Raw genomic sequence first — 15,514 nt, forward strand, 5'->3', positions numbered from 1 at the left:
TCAGAAAGAATAGTATGAGTATATCGCTAATGGGGAAGATGTGAAAGGATAAGAGCTATTTGTGAAAAGGTAAAAGCTAGACGGGGTTGTGAGAGTAGAATTTAACTTTACATTTCACAGATTATGAAAAAGTGAAAAAAAGAATTGTAATCGCCGCCGTGATGTGCTACAATAACAGAACAAATGTTCTATTTGATTTGACGAGAAGGAGGCAGGACAGATGGCGCTGCAGTTTATTATGGGGGGATCGGGAGCTGGAAAGACCAGGCTGCTGTATGAGAGGCTGATTGAGGAATCGGTAAAGCGGCCAAAGCAGCAGTTTGTGGTGATCGTTCCGGAGCAGTTTTCCATGCAGGCTCAGAAGGAAGTGGTGTCCCTCCATCCCAGGCGGGGAACGATGAATATTGACATCATGAGCTTTGAGCGCCTGGCCTACCGGGTGTTTGAGGAACTGGGGGTGGTGAATCCGGCGGTGCTGGACGACATGGGAAAATCCATGGTCCTGCGGAAGGTGGCGGCCTTAAAGGGGAGACAGCTGGGGATTTTCCGCGGCCACCTGGGACAGGCAGGCTTTATCGGACAGCTAAAGTCCATGGTGTCAGAGCTTTATCAGTACGGCGTCACTCCGGAACGGCTGGAGGAGATGGAGAGTCAGGCCCAGAGCCCCTTACTGAAGGCAAAGCTGGCGGATCTGGCAGTGGTCTGCCGCGGCTTTCGGGAATATATTGAGGAACGGTTTATCACGGCGGAGGAGATCCTGGGAGAGCTGTGCAAGGTGTTTCCCAGGTCGGAGCGGATGCGGGACAGCGTGGTGGTGCTGGACGGATACACCGGCTTTACCCCTGTGCAGTACCGGCTCCTGGAGCAGATGCTCCTCTGCTGCCGGGACGTGAAACTGTGCGTCACTGTGGAGCGGGCGGCAAAGCCTTATGAGCGTGGCGGAGTGCAGCAGCTGTTTTTCATGAGTAAGGAGACGGTCTGCCGCCTGAATGAGCTGGCGGTGAAAAACCGGGTGAAGGTGGAAAAGGACTGCTGGCTGGAAACGCGGCCGTATCCGCGGTTTGCGGGGCGGGAGCTGGATTTTCTGGAGAAGAATTTGTACCGCTATTCCCGGAAGGCCTGGGAGGAGGCCACAGAGGACGTGCTCGTATACCGGGCGTTAAATCCCAAGGAGGAGATCGCCCTGGTAGCCAATCAGATCGAGAAACTGGTGCGCCGGGAAGGGCTGCGCTACCGGGATGTGGCGGTGGTGACGGGAGATCTGGAGAGCTACGGGAAGGAGGCGGCCTTCCAGTTTGGGGAGAAGGGGATCCCCTTCTTTCTGGACGATAAAAAGAGCATCCTGGAAAATCCCCTGGTGGAGTATATCCGGGCGGCTCTGGAGGCTGTCCGCCGGGACTTTTCCTACGAGGCCATGTTCCGCTATGTAAAGTGCGGACTGGCGGCGGAGCCGGAGGAGCGGGAGCTCTGCGACCGGATGGAGAACTACTGCCTGGCTCTGGGCATCCGCGGCTTTAAGCGGTGGAGCGCCCCCTGGGAGCTGATATACCGCAATGGGAAACAGATCAACATGGAGGAGTTAAACGCTTTCCGGGAGAAGATCGCGGCTCCCCTGTTTCATCTGCGGGAGAGCTTTCGCCGGGAGGACGCCACGGTGCGCTCCATGACGGAGGCGCTGGTGGAGTTTCTGACGGAGACGGAGGCGGAGCGGAAGATCCTGGACTGGAGTGAACGGTTCCGGGAACAGGGAGAGTACCAGCTGGCAGACGAGTACAGCCAGGTCTACGGCCTGGTCATGGAGTTGTTTGACCGTCTGGCCGCCCTTTTGGGGGAGGAAACGGCGGGACAGAAGGAGTATGGGGAGATCCTGGACGCCGGTTTCGGGGAGATCAAGGTGGGGGTGATCCCTGCCACCGTGGACCGGGTGGCGGTGGGAGACATCACCAGAACCAGGCTGACCCACGTCAAGGCTCTGTTTTTCGTGGGAGTGAATGACGGCATTGTGCCGGCGAAACGGGAGAAGGGCGGCATTTTGTCGGAGACGGAGCGGGAATTTCTGGAGGCCTGCGACCTGGAGCTGGCCCCTACGGCCAGGAAGGAAGGGTTTTTGCAGCGGTTTTACCTCTATCTGGCCCTCACAAAGCCGGAGCGGAAACTGATTCTCTCCTACGCCTCCATGAACCAGGCGGGGAAGGGGCTGCGGCCCTCCAGCCTGATCCGGGAGCTGGAAAAGCTGTTTCCCAGGCTCACGGAGCGGGAGGCAGCCGGGGAGCTTTCCGTGGTGTCGGAGCTGGAGGGAAAGAAGGTGCTGGCGGAGGGCCTGAGAGAGTCCAGGGAGCAGGCGGATCCGAAGTTTCTGGAGCTGTACCGGTATTTCTGGAACCGGGAGGAGAACCGGGAGGAGCTTTCCAGGCTGGTGGAGGCGGCCTTTTATTCCTACGAGGAGCGTGGCATTGGCCGGGCAGCGGCCAGGGAGCTCTACGGGAAGATTTTAAGCGGCAGCGTCACCAGGCTGGAGCAGTACGAGGCCTGTGCCTACGCCCATTTTCTGTCCTATGGCCTGGAGCTAAGGGAGCGGCAGGAGTATGAGCTGAAGGCGGCGGACGTGGGAAATCTGTTTCACGGGGCCATCGACCTTTCCTTTAAAAAGGCGGCGGAACGGGGCATCCGTCTCCAGGAGCTGGACGGGGCCGGGCGGGACGCCCTGGCGGATGCGGCGGTGGCGGAGGCCATTGCCGGGTACGGCGGAAACATCATGTCCAGCTCCGCCAGGAACGCTTATCTGGCGGGGAAGGTGGGCCGGATCACCAGAAAGACGCTGTGGGCCCTGGCGGAACAGCTGAAAAAGGGAGAGTTTACCCCCGCCGGGTTCGAGGTGTCCTTTTCCGCCATTGACAACCTGGAGGCCATGAAGATTTCTCTCACAGAGGACGAGGCCCTGCATCTTCAGGGGCGGATCGACCGCATGGATCTGTGCGAGGACGAGAAACACGTGTATGTAAAGATTATTGACTACAAGTCCGGCAGCACCTCCTTTGATCTGGCGGCCCTGTATTACGGGCTGCAGCTGCAGCTGGTGGTGTACATGGACGCGGCCATGGAGCTTTTGGAGCGGAGGAATCCGGACAAGGAGATCGTGCCCGCGGGCGTGTTTTACTACCATATCGACGACCCCATGGTGGACGGGGAGGAGGCGGCCACAAAGGAGGATGTGGACCGGCTGGTGCTGAAAAAGCTGCGGATGGACGGCCTGGTAAACAGCGAGCTGGAGGTGATTTCCCTGATGGACCGGGAGATCGAAAAGGCCTCTGACGTGATTCCCGTGGCCATAAAGGACGGGCTGGTGCAGGAGGCGAAGTCCTCTGTGGCCAACCGGGAGCGGTTCGGGGCCCTGCGCCGCTTTGTGCGGGGAAAATTAAAGGGGGCCGGTCTGGAAATCCTGGACGGGGCGATGGGGATCGGACCCTACAAGCAGGGGCGGCGCACAGCCTGTGATTACTGCCCCTATCACGGGGTATGCGGCTTTGACCGGCGGCTGCCCGGCTATGAATACCGGAAATTAAAGGATAAAAAGCCGGAGGAAATCTGGCAGGAGATCGAAGGCGGAGACAGGGAGGAGCAGTAAAATGGGAATTTCATGGACAGAAAAGCAGGAACAGGTGATCACCTCCCGGAACCGGAACCTTCTGGTGTCGGCGGCGGCGGGCAGCGGCAAGACGGCGGTGCTTGTGGAGCGGATCATCCGCATGATCACGGAGGGAGAGCATCCCCTGGACATTGACCGCCTGCTGGTGATGACCTTTACCAACGCGGCTGCGGCGGAGATGCGGGAGCGGGTGGCGGCAGCCATCGAAAAGCGGCTGGAGGAGGATCCGGACAATGAGCATCTGCAGATGCAGGCCACCCTGGTGCAACAGGCACAGATCACTACCATCGACAGCTTTTGCCTGAACGTAATCCGCAACCATTTCAACGCCCTGGACATCGACCCCGCCTTTCGCATCGGGGACGAGGGGGAGCTGATGCTGCTGCGGGGCGAGGTGCTGGAAAAACTGCTGGAGGACTGCTACGAGGAGGGAAGGAAGGAGTTTTCCGACTTTGTGGAGACCTATGCCTCCGGGAAGGGGGATTATGGCATCGGGGATGTGATTTTGCAGGTCTACACCTTTTCCCAGAGCAATCCCTGGCCAGAGGAGTGGTTTGCCCGGTGCAGGCGGGAGCTGGAGGAGGACTGTGTGCTGGAGGGTAGTTCCGGCTGGCAGGAGAGCCGCTGGATGAAGTTTTTGATGGCCGATATTCGCAGCCAGCTGGAGGAGTTAGCCTGGCAGCTGGAGGAGGCGGTGGAGGTCTGCGGCGAGGCGGACGGCCCGGAGGCCTATCTGCCGGTGATGGAGGAGAATCTGGAGCTTTTGCGGCGGCTGCGGGAGTCGGAGGACTACCACGCTCTGAAACGGCTGCTGGAAAACTGCGACTTTGGGCGGCTGAAGGCCATCCGGGGCGGAGACGTTTCCCCGGAAAAGAAAAAGTACGCCTCCGATCTGCGGGACCGGGCGAAAAAGGCGGTGCAGAAGATCCGGGAGAGCTATTTTTCCGTGACAGAGGAGGAGCTGACGGCGGCCATGGCCCAGGCAGCCCCGGCGGCCAGGGAGGTGCTCTGGCTGGCGGAGGAGTTTTCCAGGAGATACCAGGAGCAGAAACGGGAGAAAGACATTGTGGATTTCAATGATCTGGAGCATTTTGCCCTGCAGGTACTCTCTGAGGACGGGGAGCCCTCCGACGCCGCAAAAATGCTGGCAGACCGGTTTGAGGAGATTCTGGTGGACGAGTACCAGGACAGTAATGAGGTGCAGGAGACCCTGATCCGGCTGATCTCCAGAGAACGGTTAGGCCGCCCCAACGTGTTTATGGTAGGGGATGTAAAGCAGAGCATTTACCGGTTCCGGCTGGCGAAACCGGAGTTGTTTCTGGAAAAATATGATTCCTACCCGGAGACGGAGGGGCTTTATCAGAAGATCGAGCTCCACCAGAATTTCCGCAGCCGGGCCAGGGTACTGGAGAGCGTGAACCATGTGTTTTTCCAGATTATGACCAAGGCCTTGGGCGGGATTCGCTATACGGAGGAGACGGCCCTTCATCCGGGGGCGTCCTTCCCGGAGATTCCGGAGGAGCTTTCCGGAAAGCGGCCGGGGAAGACGGAGCTGCTCCTTCTGGATGTGAACGAGGAGCTGTTAAAAGGAATCGACGAGGAATACGCCGACTACACCGCCAGGGAGCTGGAGGCCCGGCTGGTGGCGGCAAAGATCCGGGAGATGACTGACCGGGAGACGGGGCTGATCGTGTGGGATAAGGAGGAAGGACGGTACCGCCGGGCCCGCTATGGGGATATGGTGATCCTTCTTCGGAGCACGGCTGGTTGGGCGGAGGTGTTTGTCAGCGTGCTGATGAACGAGGGGATTCCGGCCCATGCCGATTCCAAAACGGGGTATTTCAACACCCTGGAGGTGGAGACGGTGCTGTCTCTTTTATCCGTTCTGGACAATCCCATGCAGGACATCCCCCTGGCGGCGGTGATGAAGTCTCCCATAGGAGGGCTTTCGGACCGGGAGCTGGCGGAGCTGGTGTCGGCTTTTAAAAAGACGGCAAAAAAAGGGCAGGATGGAGGGTTATACGGGGCCTGGAGATCCTATCTGAACCGGAAACCGGGGAAACGGGACGAGGCCCTGTGGAGCCGTCTGGTGGAGTTTGACGGCCTGGTGGAGGAGCTGCGGGAGAAAAGCCGCTATCTCACCATCCGGGAGCTGCTGTGGCAGATTCTGGGGCGGACCGGTTACTATGACTATGTGACGGCCATGCCTGGCGGAGATGTGCGGCGGGCGAATCTGGATATGCTGGTGGAGAAGGCGGCTGCCTACGAAAAGACCAGCTACCGCGGCTTGTTCCACTTTGTGGCCTACATCCGCAATCTGAAAAAGTACAACACGGATTTCGGCGAGGCGTCCACCGCCGGCGAACACGACGATACGGTTCGGGTCATGAGCATTCACAGGAGCAAGGGGCTGGAGTTTCCGGTGGTGTTCCTGTCCGGTCTGGGGAAGGCCTTTAACAAGCAGGATGTGAGAGGGAAACTCCTCCTGGATTCCGACCTGGGGATCGGGACGGACTGCGTGGATCTGGAGCTGCGCACCAGAAAGCCCACCCTGAAAAAGAACGTACTGAAACGGAAAATGGATCTGGACGCCATGGGAGAGGAGCTGCGCATCCTCTATGTGGCCATGAGCCGGGCGAAGGAACAGCTGGTGATGACTGCGGCGGACAAGGGACTGGAGAAAAAGCTGGAAAAATGGTCTGCTGTGCCCAGGCAGGGGAGAGGACTGCCCTTTACGGTTCTCTCCTCCGCTGGCTCCTATCTGGACTGGGTGCTGATGAGCCTGGCAGAGGGCGGGGACAGTATTCTCGTCCGTCAGATTCCCGCCGGGGAGCTGCTTGGCCGGGAGATGATCCAGCAGGCGGAGCGGGCGGCCTCCAGGGAGGAGCTGCTCCACTTTGACGGCGATACAGAGTATGACGAAACATTTGGGGAGGAAATCGCCCGCTCATTTTCCTTCCGGTATCCCTACAGGGCGGACATCGGACTTCACACGAAGATGACGGTGTCGGAGTTGAAACAGCAGGGCCAGATGACCGACGAGGCGGAAAGCCAGTTTGTTCCCACCCGGCCGGCGTTTTTGAGCCGGGATCAGGAGGAACGGCGGGGGGCGTTCCGGGGGACGGCCTATCACCGGGTGCTGGAGCTTTTGGATTTCCGGAAAATGGACGGCCCGGAGCAGGTAGCTGCGGAGATGGACCGGCTGGTGTCGGACGGCCATCTGCCGGAGGAGTACCGGAAACTGGTGGATCCCCGGACGCTGTGGCAGTTTTTTGACTCGCCCCTGGGCCGAAGGATGCGAAACGCTGCTCTGGCAGGAAAGCTGCACAAGGAGCAGCAGTTTGTCATCGGAGTTCCCGCCAGGGAGCTGGAGGCGGCAGATTCCGACGAGCTGGTGCTGATTCAGGGAATCATCGACGCCTATCTGGAGGAAACGGATGGTCTGATTCTCATCGACTATAAAACAGACTATCTGGAGCGGGGCCAGGAGCAGCGCCTGAAGGACCGGTATGGCATTCAGCTGGACTACTATGAAGGGGCGCTGAATCAGATGACAGGGCAGAAGGTGAAGGAGAAGATGATCTATTCCATGACGCTGCAGGAGGAGATCCGGCTGTAGGATGATTTTTGAAAGACGGGCCGGGAAAGATTTCGGAAGGAGCCTTAGAAAAGCGATTTAGAAAAGGCCGGGCGGCGTGGGGAAAGGGATTGCGGCCGGCTGTTGTTTGAGCTATGATAGAAGGAAGGAACTGCTTTGGAAAAGAGCGGATCAGGAGGATTTCCCGTTTCCCGGGATCGCGGAACGCGCGGCGGAAGGCAGTCTGGGACGAAGGGGCAGAAATCCTTTTGATGCCCTCATCTTTATATCTATTAGGAATAAAAGGAACGCTCCCCATGCCAGGCGCCGTTGGGAGAGCGGGAAGGGAGTACAGTGATGAAGGAATCCATTCACAAATATTTTCAGATCGGGACGATCCTGTGGATGTCCTATCCGGACCGGGATGTGCTGGAGGGGATCCAGACCGTTGCCAGGGACGAATTTTTTGACGCCGTAGAGGTGTGCCAGATCCCGGACGGGGAAACGCGGGCGGAGGCCAGGAAACGGCTGAGCCAGTCCCATCTGACGGTCTGCTACGGCGCTCAGCCCCGCCTCCTTGGACCAGGGCTGAACCCCAATGACATTGACGAAACGGGCCGGAAACGGGCGGAGGCGACCCTGATGGAGGCCATCGACGAGGCGGAGTATCTGGGCGCGAAGGGCATTGCCTTCCTGGCCGGGAAATGGCAGGAGGAGACGAAGAATCAGGCCTACGCCCAGCTGTTAAAAACCACGGGGAATCTGTGCGCTTACGCGGCGAAAAAGGGGATGAGGGTGGAACTGGAGGTGTTTGACTACGATATGGACAAGGCGGCTCTCATAGGGCCGGCCCCTTACGCGGCCCGGTTTGCTGCCGATATGCGGATGAAGTACGACAACTTTGGACTGCTGGTGGATCTGTCCCATTTCCCCACCACCTACGAGACTTCCAAGTTTGTGATCCGGACGCTGCTGCCCTACATTACCCATTTCCACTTCGGAAACGCGGTGGTGAAACCGGGCTGTGAGGCGTATGGGGATCAGCATCCTCGTTTCGGATTCCCCAACAGCGCCAATGACACAGACGAGCTGCGGGAGTTTCTCCAGGTGTTAAAGGACGAGGGATTTTTCTGCCCGGAAAGTCCCTATGTGCTGTCCATGGAGGTGAAACCGTGGGGAGATGAGGACGCGGAGACCGTAGTGGCCAACACGAAACGGGTGTTAAACCGCGCATGGTCCCTGGTAAAAGACTGAACAGGGACTGGAAGGCATAAAAATCGAAGAATGGGGGAGAGATAAACGTGAAGATTGTAATTTTAGACGGATATACAGAAAATCCCGGTGATCTCAGCTGGGATGGGTTCCGCCGGTTTGGTGAGGTGACGGTGTATGACCGGACACCGGCGGAGCAGACGGTGGAGCGGATCGGGGACGCGGACATTGTCTATACCAATAAGACGCCCATTACCAAGGAGGTGCTGGAGCAGTGCCCCGGCATTCGCTATATCGGCACCCTGGCCACCGGATACAACGTGGTGGATGTTGAAACCGCCGCGAAACGGGGCATTCCGGTGTGCAATGTGCCCGGCTACGGTACGGCGGCGGTGGCGCAGTTTACCATAGGCCTGCTTTTGGAGCTCTGCCACCGCATCGGCGCCCATTCGGACAGTGTGAAGGCAGGGCAGTGGAGCGCCTGTCCCGATTTCTGTTACTGGAATTTTCCCCAGATGGAGCTGGCGGGAAAGACCATGGGGATTGTAGGGTTTGGCAGCATCGGGAGAGAGGTGGGACGCCTGGCTCAGGCGTTCGGCATGGAGGTGCTGGCCTATTCCCGTACCAAGCGGCCGGAGCTGGAGACGGAACACTGCCGTTTTGTCACTCTGGAGGAACTGTTTGAGCGGTCGGATGTGATCAGCCTGCACTGCCCCCTGTTCCCAGAGACGGAGGGCATGATCAACCGCTCTGCCATAGAAAAGATGAAGGACGGTGTCCTCCTGCTCAACACCGCCAGAGGACAGCTGATTGTGGAGGAAGACCTGCGGGCCGCTTTAGACAGAGGCAAAGTGGGCGGCGCCGCCTTGGATGTGGTGGCGAAGGAACCCATTTCCCCGGACAATCCCCTGCTGGGAGCAGAAAACATCATCCTGACTCCCCACATCGCCTGGGCACCGAAGGAGAGCCGGCAGCGGCTGATGGATATTGCGGTGGGGAATCTGAAGGCGTTTGTGGATGGGAAAGCGGTGAATGTGGTGAATGGGGTGGAATAAAGATAAGAAACGGAGAGCGGCTGCGCGGAAGGGAAAGCGCGGCTGTTTTCTGTTTTCATGGATGGGAAATGGGGGGCAAACACATTCTTGAGATTGCCAGGAAAATAATCGAACAAATGTTTGCAAAAACAAAAAAGATGTGTTATACTGGCATTATTGATCAACTTCCGCGGAAGGCTATCCTGGCTGTATTCTTTTCTGCGGCAGAAAGATCCGCCCGCAGCGGGCGAGACAGAAAGGACATTAGAATAGAATGGCAAAGCAATATATCAAGATACGCGGTGCCAATGAGCACAATCTGAAAAATGTATCCGTGGACATTCCGAGAAATGAGCTGGTGGTTCTCACCGGACTTTCCGGCTCCGGAAAATCTTCTCTGGCGTTTGACACCATTTACGCGGAGGGACAGCGGCGGTATATGGAATCCCTCTCCTCCTATGCCCGCCAGTTCTTGGGCCAGATGGAAAAGCCGGATGTGGAGAATATCGAGGGCCTGTCTCCGGCGATTTCCATTGACCAGAAGTCCACGAACCGCAATCCCCGCTCTACTGTGGGTACGGTGACGGAGATTTACGACTATATGAGACTGCTCTATGCCCGGATCGGCATTCCTCACTGCCCCAAGTGCGGCCGGGAGATCAAGCGGCAGACAGTAGATCAGATGGTGGACCAGATCATGGCACTGCCGGAGCGGACCAAGCTCCAGATTCTGGCCCCAGTAGTCCGCGGCCGGAAAGGCGAGCACGTGAAGGTGCTGGAGCACGCCAGAAAAAGCGGCTATGTCCGTGTGCGCATTGACGGAAACCTATATGAGCTGTCTGAGGAGATCAAGCTGGACAAGAATATCAAGCACAGTATTGAGATCGTAGTAGACCGTCTCGTGGTACGGGACGGGATTCAGAAACGTCTCACAGATTCCATAGAAACGGCTCTTGGGCTGGCCGGCGGCTTGATGATGGTGGATCAGATGGACGGCAATGTCATCAATTTCAGTCAGAATTTTGCCTGTCCGGACTGTGGAATCAGCGTAGACGAGGTGGAGCCGAGGAGCTTTTCCTTCAACAATCCGTTTGGGGCCTGTCCCGATTGTTTTGGACTGGGCTATAAGATGGAATTTGACGAGGATCTGCTCATTCCGGACAAATCCCTGACCATCAATCAGGGAGCGATCGCGGCCCTGGGCTGGCAGTCCTGTACGGATAAAGGCAGCTTTACCAGGGCGATCCTGGATGCCCTGTGCAAGGAATACGGATTTGATCTGGACACCCCCTTCCAGGATTATCCGAAGGAGATCCATGATGTGCTGATTCACGGCACAGGCGGGCGTGAGGTCAAGGTTCACTATAAGGGCCAGCGGGGGCAGGGAATCTATGATGTGGCCTTTGAAGGCCTGATCCAGAATATGAACCGCCGCTATCGGGAGACCTTTTCTGACAGCATGAAGGCGGAATACGAGACTTTTATGCGGATCACGCCCTGCCAGACCTGCGGCGGGAAGCGGCTGAAAAAGGAATCTCTGGCGGTAACGGTGGGCGGCATGAATATCTACGATGCCACCAATATGTCCATTGTGAAATTCCGGGAATTTATGGATCAGCTGCAGCTGACACCCATGCAGCAGTCCATCGGCGCTCAGATTTTAAAGGAGATTCACGCCAGGGTCAGCTTTCTCATTGATGTGGGCCTGGATTACCTGTCTTTGACCAGGGCTACGGGAACGCTGTCGGGAGGAGAGGCGCAGAGGATCCGTCTGGCCACCCAGATCGGTTCCGGGCTGGTGGGCGTGGCCTACATCTTAGACGAACCAAGCATCGGCCTGCATCAGCGGGACAATGACAAGCTGTTAAAGACCCTGCTCCACCTGCGTGACCTGGGGAACAGTGTGCTGGTGGTGGAGCACGACGAGGATACCATGCTGGCGGCGGACTGCATTGTGGACATAGGGCCGGGCGCCGGGGAACATGGCGGCCAGGTAGTGGCAGTGGGAACGGCCAAGCAGATCATGAAGTGCAAAAATTCCATCACAGGCGCCTATCTGAGCGGACGGCTGAAGATTCCGGTGCCGAAGGAGAGGCGGGCTCCCACAGGCTGGCTGACGGTGCGGGGAGCACAGGAAAATAACCTGAAAAATATTGACGTGGACTTCCCTCTTGGGGTGATGACCTGTGTGACCGGTGTATCCGGTTCCGGGAAATCCTCATTAGTGAATGAAATCTTGTATAAATCCCTGGCCAAGCAGCTGAATCGTGCCAGGACGGTGCCGGGAAAGCACCGGAACATCGAGGGGGTAGAGCAGCTGGACAAGATCATTGCCATCGACCAGTCCCCCATCGGACGGACACCCCGTTCCAATCCGGCCACCTATACCGGGGTATTTGATATGATCCGCGATCTCTTTGCATCTACCACGGACGCGAAGGAGAGGGGATATAAGAAAGGCCGGTTCAGTTTCAACGTAAAGGGAGGCCGGTGCGAGGCCTGCAGCGGAGACGGCATCATCAAGATTGAAATGCACTTCCTGCCGGATGTGTACGTGCCCTGTGAGGTCTGCGGCGGAAAGCGGTATAACCGAGAAACCCTGGAGGTCAAATACAAGGGAAAGAATATTTACGATGTCCTCAATATGACGGTGGAGGAGGCCATGAAGTTCTTTGAGAATGTGCCGTCCATTTACCGGAAGATTGAGACCTTAAACGATGTGGGATTGTCTTATATCCGTTTGGGACAGCCGTCTACGGAGCTGTCCGGAGGAGAGGCCCAGAGAATCAAGCTGGCTACGGAACTGAGCAAACGGGGAACGGGAAAGACGATCTATGTACTGGATGAACCGACGACAGGCCTTCACTTTGCTGATGTCCATAAGCTGGTAGATATTCTGCGGAAACTGTCGGACGGCGGAAATACGGTGATTGTCATTGAGCACAATCTGGATGTGATCAAGACGGCGGACTATATTATTGATATTGGCCCGGAGGGCGGAGATAAGGGCGGAACTGTAATCGCGAAGGGAACGCCGGAGGAGGTTGCGGCCTGTCCTCATTCCTATACGGGACAGTATGTGAAAAAATATTTGGAGGATTAAACGATGCTGATCATCAAAGGGGCGGATGTATACGCGCCGGAACACCTGGGAATCTGCGATGTAATGGTGTGCGGCGGGAAAATCGAGAAAGTGGAGCGGGAGATTCCCGTTTGTTATAAGGACTGTCAGGTGATAGATGGGAGCGGAATGCGACTGACTCCCGGGATCATTGACCAGCACGTTCATATTACGGGAGGCGGCGGAGAGGGAAGTTTCCACACCCAGGCACCGGCGACCCAGCTTTCCGATTTTATCAAAGGCGGAGTGACGACGGTGGTGGGCCTTCTGGGGACAGACGGGATCACCCGCAGCGTAGAAAATCTCCTGGCGAAGGTGAAGGCTCTGCGGGAGGAGGGGATGACGGCGTACTGCCTCACTGGCTCCTACGGCTGGCCCAGTGTCACCATCACAGGGGATTTGAAGAAGGATATTGTGTTTATCAGTGAGATTCTGGGGCTGAAACTGGCGATTTCTGATCATCGTGCGCCGAATATTTCCACAGAGGAGCTGATCCGCGCGGCCAGCGATGTGCGCGTTGCCGGTATGGTCAGCGGAAAACCGGGGATGCTCACCCTTCATATGGGGGATGATCCGAGAGGACTGGAGCCGGTATTTGAGGCGCTGGAGAGTACTTCCATCCCCATTAAGACGTTTCGGCCCACTCATGTGACGCGGAACTGGGAGCTCTACGAACAGGCGCTGCGTTTCGCTAAAATGGGAGGATACATTGACATTACCTGCGATTCCGGCCCGTATAAGGAAGTGGCGGAAGGCCTTCGCCGCGCAGAGAAGGCGGAGGTGGATCCCACTCGGATTACCATCAGCTCAGACGGACAGGGAAGCTGGTCCGAATATGATGAGGCGGGAAATCTGCTGGCCATCGGCGTTTCCAGCGTAGCCGCTGTGTACCGACAGATTGTAGATCTGGTGCAGAACGAAGGAATGGAATTTGAGAAGGTTCTGAAGTTTGGAACCTTAAATCCAGCCGAGGCGCTGGAACTGTCCAACAAGGGACGGATCTGTCCTGGCGCTGACGGAGATCTGCTGCTGATGAAACAGGAGGATTTGTCCCTGGATACGGTCATTTCCATGGGCCGGATCATGATGCGGAACGGAGAAATTCTGGTGAAAGGGACGTACGAGTAAAAGTTTTTGTCGAAAAACCTTGTCAATTACGGTTTGCTATTCTATAATTAGTAGACATTGAAAAAGAACCATGAAGAAGGAGGATTCTGATGAACCGTGAGATGATCATTGTGCTGGACTTCGGCGGCCAGTACAACCAGTTGATTGCGAGAAGGGTCAGAGAGTGTAACGTCTACTGTGAGGTGCATCCGTGCACCATGGATTTGGAGAAAATCAAAGAAATGGCTCCCAAGGGGATTATTTTCACCGGTGGACCGAACAGCGTGTATAAGGACGATTCACCTAGCTGTCCAAAGGAGATCTATGAGCTGGGTATCCCGATTTTGGGCATCTGCTACGGTTCTCAGCTGATGGCACACCAGCTGGAGGGCAGAGTGGAGACAGCTCCCGTGAGCGAGTACGGCAAGACAGAGGTGGAGGTGGAGAATCACTCCAAGCTGTTTGGCGATGTATCCCCCAAAACCATCTGCTGGATGAGCCATACGGATTATATCGCGAAGGCACCGGAAGGATTCCAGGTAACGGCTCACACTCCCGTTTGTCCGGTAGCTGCTATGGAGCGTCCGGATAAGAACTGGTACGCTGTGCAGTTCCATCCGGAGGTCATGCACACGCAGGAGGGCATGAAGATGTTGTCCAACTTTGTGTACAAGGTATGCGGCTGCGCCGGAGACTGGAAAATGGATTCCTTCGTGGAGACTACAATTCAGGAAGTGCGGGAAAAGGTAGGAAACGGCCGCGTGCTCTGCGCCCTTTCCGGTGGCGTGGATTCCTCTGTGGCAGCGGTTCTCCTGGCGAAGGCCGTGGGCAAGCAGCTCACCTGCGTATTCGTGGATCACGGCCTGATGAGAAAAAATGAGGGCGACGAGGTGGAGGCTGTGTTTGGCCCTGACGGCCCCTATGATCTGAACTTTGTGCGTGTCAACGCCCAGGATCGTTTCTACAGCAAGCTGGCTGGAGTGACCGATCCGGAGCAGAAACGGAAGATTATCGGAGAGGAATTTATCCGTGTCTTTGAGGAGGAAGCAAAGAAGATTGGAGCTGTGGATTTTCTGGTGCAGGGAACCATTTATCCCGATGTAATTGAGTCCGGTCTGGGAAAATCCGCCGTGATCAAATCCCACCACAACGTAGGCGGCCTGCCGGATCATGTAGATTTCAAGGAGATTATTGAGCCGCTGCGCCTGCTGTTTAAGGACGAGGTGCGCCGCGCCGGTCTGGAACTTGGAATTCCGGAGTACCTGGTATACCGTCAGCCCTTCCCCGGCCCTGGCCTGGGAGTGCGTATCATCGGCGAGGTGACGGCGGAGAAGGTACACATTGTACAGGAGGCGGACGCCATTTACCGGGAGGAGGTCGCTAAAGCCGGAATCGACAAAGATTTAGGCCAGTATTTTGCGGCCCTGACCAATATGCGTTCCGTGGGCTGCATGGGAGATGGCCGCACGTACGATTACGCCATCGCGCTCCGCGCCGTTCTCACCTCTGATTTCATGACAGCTGAGGCTGCCGAGATCCCGTGGGAAGTGCTCAGCCGCGTCACCAGCCGGATTGTGAACGAGGTGAAGGGCGTGAACCGGGTGCTGTATGACTGCACGGGGAAACCGCCGGCTACGATTGAGTGGGAATGACGCTCGAAACGGCGCAAACCCGCATGAATACAGGCTTTTTTGCCCGTCCATAAGGCTCTTGATACTGGATTGATACTATTTGTGTCCACCCGGTACTCTCAAGAGAATAATCCCAAAAGGACAAGCAAAACCGCCCTGCTGAACGACAAATTCAGCAGGGCGGTT

General features: G+C 56.9%; 7 protein-coding genes. All 7 read left to right on the forward strand.

Annotation, left to right across the window (positions count from 1 at the left end):
- Nucleotides 1-220: 220 nt before the first annotated feature.
- The 7 genes from addB (at nucleotide 221) to guaA (ending at nucleotide 15,349) form a co-directional block, all read left to right on the forward strand.
- Nucleotides 221-3,625, forward strand: a complete 3,405-nt coding sequence (gene addB, locus B5E84_RS17100) for a helicase-exonuclease AddAB subunit AddB (protein WP_087225120.1) — start codon at nucleotides 221-223, stop codon at nucleotides 3,623-3,625.
- Between the two features lies 1 nt (nucleotide 3,626).
- Nucleotides 3,627-7,265 (forward strand): helicase-exonuclease AddAB subunit AddA, encoded by a 3,639-nt coding sequence (gene addA / locus B5E84_RS17105; protein ID WP_087225123.1) that lies wholly within the window; start codon nucleotides 3,627-3,629, stop codon nucleotides 7,263-7,265.
- A 315-nt stretch (nucleotides 7,266-7,580) separates the two neighbouring features.
- Nucleotides 7,581-8,477, forward strand: a complete 897-nt coding sequence (locus tag B5E84_RS17115; protein ID WP_087225129.1) for a sugar phosphate isomerase/epimerase family protein — start codon at nucleotides 7,581-7,583, stop codon at nucleotides 8,475-8,477.
- Between the two features lie 47 nt (nucleotides 8,478-8,524).
- A complete protein-coding gene (locus tag B5E84_RS17120) occupies nucleotides 8,525-9,490 on the forward strand; it encodes a D-2-hydroxyacid dehydrogenase (protein ID WP_087225132.1) in 966 nt (321 codons plus the stop codon).
- 253 nt (nucleotides 9,491-9,743) lie between these two features.
- Nucleotides 9,744-12,572, forward strand: coding sequence for an excinuclease ABC subunit UvrA (gene uvrA, locus B5E84_RS17125; protein ID WP_087225135.1), 2,829 nt, complete (start codon nucleotides 9,744-9,746; stop codon nucleotides 12,570-12,572).
- Nucleotides 12,573-12,575: 3 nt separating this feature from the next.
- Nucleotides 12,576-13,718, forward strand: a complete 1,143-nt coding sequence (gene iadA, locus B5E84_RS17130) for a beta-aspartyl-peptidase (protein ID WP_087225138.1) — start codon at nucleotides 12,576-12,578, stop codon at nucleotides 13,716-13,718.
- Nucleotides 13,719-13,807: 89 nt separating this feature from the next.
- Nucleotides 13,808-15,349, forward strand: coding sequence for a glutamine-hydrolyzing GMP synthase (guaA, locus tag B5E84_RS17135; protein ID WP_087225141.1), 1,542 nt, complete (start codon nucleotides 13,808-13,810; stop codon nucleotides 15,347-15,349).
- Nucleotides 15,350-15,514: the final 165 nt, after the last annotated feature.

Source organism: Lachnoclostridium sp. An14, from assembly GCF_002160755.1.
Taxonomy (GTDB): domain Bacteria; phylum Bacillota; class Clostridia; order Lachnospirales; family Lachnospiraceae; genus Lachnoclostridium_A.